The sequence below is a fragment of the Amycolatopsis acidicola genome (assembly GCF_007713735.2).
In the GTDB taxonomy this organism is placed as follows: domain Bacteria; phylum Actinomycetota; class Actinomycetes; order Mycobacteriales; family Pseudonocardiaceae; genus Amycolatopsis_E; species Amycolatopsis_E acidicola.
In genome coordinates this window covers 1-8,077 of record NZ_VMNW02000170.1, presented here as the reverse complement: position 1 = coordinate 8,077, position 8,077 = coordinate 1, and the positions used below count along the sequence as shown (strand labels likewise).

Genomic DNA, 8,077 nt, shown 5'->3' with positions numbered 1-8,077 from the left:
CCGATCCCCAGCCGTCCCTTGCGATCTTGACGCTGGGTCAAGGCATCTTTCCCGCCTTGACGCGGCGGCAAGATCGCGAACACTCAAAGATCGGGGCGGTGGTGGGGTGTCACACAGCGCGGCCACGCGCGTCCGTTGCTGCCGCAACGCACGCTACTGCCGCAACGCAACCACAGACCTAACGGGGCCAGACCTAACGGGGCCAGACCTAACGGGGCCAGACCTAACGGGGCCAGACCTAACGGGGCGCAACAAATCCCCCCAAAAAACCCGCAGCCCACTCCGCAAACCCCACCGCCACACCGTCACCACCGCGCCGGGCAACGACCTGCATCCCGACCGGCAGCCCGGAACCCGTACGCCCCAAGGGAATCACCACGGTCGGCAGCCCGAGCACGCTGAACAACCCGCACCAGCCGATCGTGCTCATGTGGGGCCGCTTTTCCCCGTCGATCTCCACCACCCGGCTCCCGATGTCGCCCTCGTGATCGTGCGGAAACGCGGGCATGGCCGTCACCGGGCACACCAGCACATCCCACTCGCCGAACCAGCGATCCCACGCCTGCCGGGCCCGCGCCCGATCCTCCGCCCGGGCGAGCCAGCCGCGATGGGTGCGCGTCGCCGCGGGCAAGGCATCCTCGGGAAGGTTGTAGGTCACCGCGGCCAGCACCATGTCCAAATGCAACTGCCACAGCTCCTCGAACCCGGTCGGCGGCACGGCCCGGCGAACCCGGGCACCGGCCGCGCCGAACTCGGTGACCGCGCGATCCAGGAGCGTGGCCGTCTCGCTGCCCACCGGGCAAGCCGGGTCGTCCAGCCAGGCCGCGACGCGAAACCGTTCCGGCGCAACAGAAGTAGACACTCCACTGAGGACGGACATCGCCAGGCCGAGATCCTCCGCGGACCGGCAGATCGGCCCCAGCACGTTCCCGTCCGGGGCGACGGCACCGCCGCCGACGTGATCCACGTACCCTTCGCCCGGCACCGAGCCGACCGACGGCTTCAACCCGTACACGCCGCAGAAATGCGCCGGGATCCGGATCGACCCCGCGATGTCCGACGCCAGGTCGAACCCGCACAAGCCGTCCGCGACCGCCGCCGCGCTGCCGCCCGACGAACCGCCCGGCGTCCGCGAGGTGTCCCACGGGTTGCTGGTCGCGCCGAAGACGTCGTTGTACGTCTGAATGTCTCCGCACCAGACCGGCACATTCGTCTTCCCGAGGACGATCGCCCCGGCGGCACGCAGGAGCGCGACCGCCGGAGCGTCGGACGAAGGCACGTACGAGGCCAGCTCCGGCGAACCGCAGGTGGTGCGCAGGCCCGCCGTGGCGATCGCGTCCTTGACCGTGATCGGCACCCCGTGCAACGGCCCGCGAGACAGCCCTCGCGCGGTCTCGGAGTCGGCTGCCGCCGCGTCGGCCAGCGCGCGTTCCGCGTCGAGCGTGACGACGGCGTTCAGCTCCGACGCGGCGATCCTGTCCAGGAATCCTCGCACCAGCTCGCGGCTGGACACGGACTTCTCCGAAACCGCCCGTGCCAGCTCGCGAGCACCGGCGTGCATCAGCTGCCGCCCTTGGCCTTCTGGAAGTTGCCGAGCTTGCCGCTGTTGTCGATCAACGGGCCGGCCTGCTCGAAGTGCCCGGTCGTGCTCGTCGTCGCGCCGGTGTAGGTGTACATCCCGCCGGCTTCGAACGGGTAAGCGTCGTCGACGCCGCTGACCTTGCCCTCGACGCCCTTCACCATCAGCGGGTACGTCGACGCGTACGAATGTGCCGCGACGTCGATGTTCGCGCGGTTCAGGCCACCCTTCATGGTCGTGGCGTCCTGCAGCACCTGCACGATGTACCACGCCCAGAACCAGCCGTTCGCGACCTGCGCGTTCGCCGGGTCGAGCCCGGCGGCCTTCACGGTGTCGTTGTACAGCTTGGCGAACTGGGTGTTGGTGTTGTCCGGGTCGTTCGGCGCGTAGTAGTAGCGGACGACGTTGGTGCCGTTGCCGGTCAGGCCCTGCTTGCCCAGCGGCGCGTACGTGGTCTGGATCTGCGCGCACGGCTGCGCGGCGACGATCGTGGGCTTCCACGAGCTCTTTTCGATGGCGCCGATCGCCTGTGTGCAGAAGGTTCCCGCTTCGGCGAGCACGACGACGTCCGCTCCGGAGGCCGCGGCGCTCGTCACCTCGTTGTCCACGTTGGGCGCGCTGACGTCGTTGGTCTGCTCGTTGACGATCGTGATGCCCGGGGTGGACGCGACGGCCCGTTTGAACCCGTTGATGTAGGAGTTCCCGAGCGCATTCCCGATGGAGATCGTCGCGACCTTGGCTCCCTGCGGGAACTTCTCCTTGATCCAGGTCGCCCAGATGCCGCTCTCGTTGTAGTAGTCGAGCCCGAACCCGGTGGTCCACGGGTAGGTCTGCGGATCGCCGAACTCGTCGTCGGAGGCGGCGACCAGCAGCTGGCCCATGCAGTTCTGGTTCGCGTAGTCGCGCAGGTTCAGGTTGTTCGGCGAACCGAGGACGGCGAAGCTGGCGGCGTAGGCGTTGGACTGCACCGCGTCCTCGAAGTTCTTGCGGGTCTGGTCCGGCTGGTACTGGTCGTCCTTGACGTCGATGCTGACCTTGCGGCCCTGCACGCCGCCGTGCGCGTTGACGTAGTCCAAATAGGACTTGATGCCGTCGCTGATCGCGCCGTAGGCGGCGAGCGCGCCCGAATGCGGCATGCTGGTGAACAGCTTGATCGCGTCGGCGGTGATGCCGGCGTTGTTGTCCCAGGTCGCCGGGCAGTTGTTCAGATCGAGGCTGAAGTTGCCGGGGCCGGAGTAGGTGCAGCTGCCGTCCGCGGTGCGGCCCCAGTTCTTGCTGTCGGGGTTGGCGGCGGGAACCGAGCCGTCGGACGGCGCGGTGCCGGACTGCGCGGGTGCCGCGGTGGCGGCGGTGCCGCATTTCTTGTCCGCGGCCGCCTGTTTGCTCGCCTCGTGTGAGCAGGCGGTGGCCGTCGTGCCGACGGCCGCGGCGATGACCAGTGTCGCGAGGCTTCGTTGCCAGATGCGGGTCATGGTGGTTCAGCCCTCTCTCAAGGCCGGTTGGACGGGCTGGGGCGGCGCGGTGAACCGGTGCCGTTCCCAGTCACGGGGGGCGCGGGGCACGATTTCGACGATGCGACGGCGCAGCCGCCCGAGTCCGTCGATCACCCCGCCTGGTAGCAGGAACACGAAAGCGATGAGCAGGGCGCCGGACGCGATGCCGACGATCTGCCCGCCGTCCGGGCGGCCGGACAGCAGGTTCAGCGACTGGGCCCAGTCGGCGATGTAGGTGCGCAGCACCACGAACACGATGGCGCCGGGGATCGCCCCGGCGATCGAAGCGGACCCGCCCGCGATCAGCGCGACGAGCAGGAAGATCGACAGGTAGAGGTCGAACCGGGAGTCCGAGACCGCGGGCACCTGGATGACCAGCAGCGAGCCGGCCACCCCCGCGAACGCCGCGCTGACGGCGAACGCGAAGATCTTCACCCGCGCCACCCGGATCCCGGCGGCCGCCGCGCTGAGCGGGGCGTCCCGCACCGCGTGCATCGCGCGGCCGGTGCGGCTGCGCACGAGGTTGCGCGCGATCAGGAACATGAGCGCGGCGACGGCCACGACGACGTAGTAGTGGTCGGTCGGGGGACCGGTCTGGGTGTACGGGTCGATGAAGAACCAGTCGGGCGCGGTCATCTCCTGCGGCGCGAACTTGCCGTTCGGGCCGCCGGTGAAGGAGGGGAACTTGTCGATGAGGACCGGGAACAACGCGGCGACGGCGAGGGTGACCGTCGCCAGGTAGAGCCCGCGGATACGCAGCGCCGGGATGCCGACGAGCGCGCCCGCGGCCAGGCACAGCACGACGGCGACGGGGATGGTGGCCAGGTACGGCCAGCCGTGGTCGGCGACGAGGATCACGGTGGTGTAGCCGCCGATCCCCACGAACGCGCTGTGGCCGAGGGAGATCTGTCCACAATGGCCGGTGAGCAGGCCGAGCCCGAGTATCGCGACGCTGTAGGCGGCGATCTGGGTGAACGACTCGATCGTCGCGACCGAGCCGGTGAGCAGGGGCAGCAAAATCAGCACGGCCGCGCCGAGCAGCGCCGAGCCCCAGCGCAGCCCGCGGTGCGCGCGCGTGCCTTCCGCCACGGTGAAAGCGGCCATCACACACGCTCCTGACTGCGGCGGCCGAGCAGGCCCGCCGGTTTGAACTGCAGGACCGCGACGATCACGAAGAACGCGCAGCCGAGCCCGAACTGCCCGCCGAGCGCGGGGATGTACCCGGTCAGCAGCGCGATGGAAAGGCCGACCACGACTCCGCCGACCAGCGCGCCGGCGATGCTGTCGAGCCCGCCGAGGGTGGCCGCCGCGAAGGAGTAGACGAGGATCTTGTCCATGAACGTCGGGTCGAGGTAGGTGGTGGTGGCGGCCAGGCAGCCGGCGAGCGTGCCGACCGCGGCCGCGATGGCCCAGCTGCTCTGCACCGTCCGTCCGATGTGGACACCGAGCAGCCGCGAGGAGTCCACGCTCGTGGCCACGCACCGGAAAGCCAGCCCCAGCTTGGTGCGGGAGAGCACCAGCTGCAGCACGATCACCACGACGAGCACGAGCAGCGCCGTGCCGAGGCTGGTGTAGTACAGCCGCGCGCCGCCGAGGGTGAAGTAGTCGTCCGGGCCGTGCGGGAACAGGGTGGGGAACCCGCGTGGGTCGAAACCCCAGATCAGCGCCGCGAGCGCGTTGAGCGCCAGGTAAAGCGCCAGCGTGACGATGGTGATCGCGAGGTGGTTGCCGGGGTCGAACGGCCGGATGAGCACGCGTTCGATCCCGGCGGCCGCCCCGGCGCTGATCAGCATCGCCACCACGATCGCGAGCGCGAGGGGCAGTCCCCAGCTCTCCGCGGCGGTGAAGGCGAGGAACGTGCCGACCATCCCCATCGCGCCCTGCGAGAAGTTGATGACGCCGGTGGCCTTGAAGACGAGGACGAGCGCCAGCGCGACCATGCCGTAGAGGACGCCGTTCATCGTGCCGTCGATGACGCGCTGCAGGTACAGCGCCGGGCCGCCGTCGATGATCGCGTAGACGGAGAACGCGGCCAGCAGCGCGAGGACGACGCCGAGGCCGGTGGCGGCCGAACGACGGCGGCGCGCGACCAGGATGTCTTTGCCTGGCGGTGCTTCGGTGAGTGTGATCGCCACTGAACACCCTCCTTCCGGGGTGGTAGCTAGTAACCGAGGTAGGCGCGCCGGACGGATTCGTCGTCGCGAAGGCGGTGTGCGGGGCCGGTCACGGCGACGGTGCCGGCCTCCAGGACGTAGCCGCGTTGTGCCATGTCCAGTGCCAGCGCGGCGTTCTGCTCCACGACGACCATCGCGACCCCGCGTTCGGCGCATACGCGGCCCAGCACGTCGAACAGCCGGCGCACGACGATCGGGGCGAGGCCGAGTGAAGGTTCGTCCAGCAGCAGCAACCGGGGACGGCTCATCAGCGCGCGGGCGATGGCGAGCATCTGCTGTTCCCCGCCGCTGAGGCTGCCCGCGGACGTGGCGCGGCGCTGCGCCAGGCGCGGGAAAACCTCGTACCAGTAAGCGATGTCGGCCTTGATCTCCTTGTCGCGGCGGATGTAGCCGCCCGCGCGGAGGTTGTCGTCCACGCTCAGTTCCGCGAGCGTGCCGCGGCCCTGCGGCACCATCGACACCCCGCGCCGCACGACGTCGTAGGTGCTCCCGCCGAACGGTTCGCCCTCGAACAGCACCGTGCCTTCGGTGCGCACCAGGCGGCAGACCGAGCGCAGGAGCGTGGTCTTGCCAGCGCCGTTCGCGCCGAGGACCACGACCACTTCGCCGTCGGCCACTTCCAGGTCGATGCCGTGCAGGCATTCGACTTCGCCGTAGTACGCGCGGATGTCCCGCAGTTCCAGGAGCGTGCTCATACCGGTGTCCCGAGGTAGGCCTCGATGAGCAGCGGGGAATCCCGCAGCTCGGCGGGGGTGCCGGAGACGAGGTTGCGGCCGAAGTCGAGCGCCACCACGGAATCCGAGATCCCCATGACGAACTGCATGTGGTGCTCGACGAGCAGCAGCGTGATGCCGTGCTCGTCGCGCAGCCGCAGCAGGATCTCGCCCAGTTCCCGCACGTCGCCGTGGGTCAGGCCGCCGGCGGGTTCGTCGAGCAGCAACAGTCGCGGGTCGCCGATCAGCGCCCTGGCCAGCTCGACCCTCTTGAGGGTGCCGAAGGGCAGTCCGGTGCAGTCCCGATGCGCCACGTCGGTGATCCCGAAGTAGTCGAGCATGGCGTACGCGCGGGCCCGTAGTTCGCGGTCTTCCCGCGCCGCGGGCCAGCCGAGGAGTGACCCGGCGAGGCCGGTCCTGCCGCGCGCGTGCCGCCCGACCATCACGTTCTCCAGCACCGTCATTCCCGGCCACAGCGCCAGGTTCTGGAAGGTGCGGGCGATGCCGAGCTTGCCGAGATCGGCGGCGTGCCGGCGCAGGAGGTCGCCGCCGGCGAAGGTGATCGAGCCCGAGACGGGGCGGACCAGGCGGCTGATCGTGTTGAACGCCGTGGTCTTTCCCGCGCCGTTCGGGCCGATCAGCGCGCAGATCTGTCCTTCGTGGACGGTCAGGGCGACGGAGTCGAGCGCGGTCACCCCGCCGAAGCGGACCGTGATGTCTTCGAGGGCGAGCAGGGCGGTCATATGACACCGTCCGAGCGCAGCCTGGCCAGCTGCTCGGCGCCGGCGACTTCGGCGAGCACCGCCTCGGTGTCGGCGCCGAGCGCGGGGCCGGTCCTGGCGACTTCGCCGGGGGTGCGGGAGAACTTGGGGACGATGCCGTTCATGGGCAGCTCCGTGCCGTTTCCGTTGCGCCGCCACAGGATCATGTCGCGGGCGGCGAACTGGCCGTCGGTGAGGATCGACGCGGCGGTGTTGATCCGGCCGACCGGGACTCCGTGCCGCTGCAGTTCGCCGATCAGGTCGTCGCTTTCGAGCGTCGCGGTCCAGGCGGAGATGAGCGCGTCCAGTTCCTGCGCGCGTGCGCCGCGGGCCTGGTGCGTGGCGTAGCGAGGGTCGGTCGCGAGCTCCGGCCTGCCCATCGCCTCGGTCAGCCGGGCGAACACCGTGTCGGCGTTGGCGGCGATGACCACCTGCGCGTCGTCCTTCGCGGGGTACACATTGGACGGTGCGACGCCGGGAAGGACGCTGCCGGTGCGGGTGCGCAGGACGCCGCCGACGTGGTAGTCGGCGAGAGTGGATTCCATCAGCGCGAAAACGGCTTCGTAGATGGCGACGTCCACCTCCTGGCCGTGGCCGCTGGTGGAGCGTTCGGTGAGCGCGGCGAGCGTGCCGATCACGGCGAACAGCGAGGCGAGGGAGTCGCCGAGGCTGATCCCCGCGCGGGCGGGGGCGTCGTCGGGGGAGCCGGTGGTGTGCCGGATTCCGCCGACCGCCTCGGCCACGCTGCCGAACCCCGCCTGTTCCGCGCCGGGCCCGGTCTGGCCGAAGCCGGAGACGTGCACGACCACGATGCCGGGGTTGGCGGCGCTGAGGGTTTCGTAGTCCAGTCCCCAGCGTTTCATGGTGCCGGGGCGGAAGTTCTCCAGCACGACGTCACAGGATCCGGCCAGCTCCCGGACCAGCCGCTGGCCTTCTTCGCCGCGCAGGTCCACGGTGACCGACTTCTTGTTGCGGCCGATCGCGGGCCACCACAGGGATTCCCCGTCCTTCGTGATGCCCCAGCGCCGCATCGGGTCACCCGCGCGGGGCGGTTCGATCTTGATGATCTCGGCGCCGTAGTCCGCGAGCAGCTGCCCGGCGAACGGGCCCGCGATGAAGCTGCCGAGCTCCAGGACTCTGATTCCGTGCAGGGGACCCACCTTCGCGCCACCTCTCGAATCGACAGTGGACACATTGCACACAATCGCGGCGTCAACGTCAACGTTTGTGTCGATTTTGTTTCCGGAGGTCGCGCGCCGGACTCGGGCGGTCACGGCGCGTACTCTCTCCTCCCATGGGGAATGAGATCGACGGCGTCGCGGCGGCTTACGGGGGCGGGCCGATGCCGGGGCCGGGG

General features: G+C 69.8%; 7 protein-coding genes. All 7 read right to left on the bottom strand.

The window, feature by feature from the left end:
* Window positions 1-238: 238 nt before the first annotated feature.
* The 7 genes from FPZ12_RS44870 to FPZ12_RS44840 are packed head-to-tail and all read right to left on the bottom strand — an operon-like array spanning window position 239 to window position 7,880.
* Entirely contained in the window at window positions 239-1,561 is a 1,323-nt protein-coding gene (locus tag FPZ12_RS44870; RefSeq protein ID WP_144761766.1) for an amidase family protein, read from the bottom strand.
* Complete coding sequence (locus FPZ12_RS44865; RefSeq protein WP_144761763.1) at window positions 1,561-3,051, bottom strand: ABC transporter substrate-binding protein; 1,491 nt, start codon at window positions 3,049-3,051, stop codon at window positions 1,561-1,563. Before FPZ12_RS44865 ends, FPZ12_RS44870 begins: the two co-directional genes overlap by 1 nt.
* A 6-nt stretch (window positions 3,052-3,057) precedes the next feature.
* Window positions 3,058-4,176 (bottom strand): branched-chain amino acid ABC transporter permease, encoded by a 1,119-nt coding sequence (locus FPZ12_RS44860; protein WP_144761760.1) that lies wholly within the window; start codon window positions 4,174-4,176, stop codon window positions 3,058-3,060.
* On the bottom strand, window positions 4,176-5,207 hold the full coding sequence (locus FPZ12_RS44855; RefSeq protein ID WP_144761757.1) for a branched-chain amino acid ABC transporter permease: 1,032 nt from the start codon (window positions 5,205-5,207) through the stop codon (window positions 4,176-4,178). The genes FPZ12_RS44860 and FPZ12_RS44855 overlap by 1 nt, the downstream gene beginning before the upstream one ends.
* A 26-nt stretch (window positions 5,208-5,233) precedes the next feature.
* Entirely contained in the window at window positions 5,234-5,941 is a 708-nt protein-coding gene (locus tag FPZ12_RS44850) for an ABC transporter ATP-binding protein (protein WP_144761754.1), read from the bottom strand.
* On the bottom strand, window positions 5,938-6,702 hold the full coding sequence (locus tag FPZ12_RS44845; RefSeq protein WP_144761751.1) for an ABC transporter ATP-binding protein: 765 nt from the start codon (window positions 6,700-6,702) through the stop codon (window positions 5,938-5,940). Before FPZ12_RS44845 ends, FPZ12_RS44850 begins: the two co-directional genes overlap by 4 nt.
* Window positions 6,699-7,880, bottom strand: coding sequence for a CaiB/BaiF CoA transferase family protein (locus FPZ12_RS44840; protein WP_243770360.1), 1,182 nt, complete (start codon window positions 7,878-7,880; stop codon window positions 6,699-6,701). Before FPZ12_RS44840 ends, FPZ12_RS44845 begins: the two co-directional genes overlap by 4 nt.
* Between the last annotated feature and the right edge of the window lie 197 nt (window positions 7,881-8,077).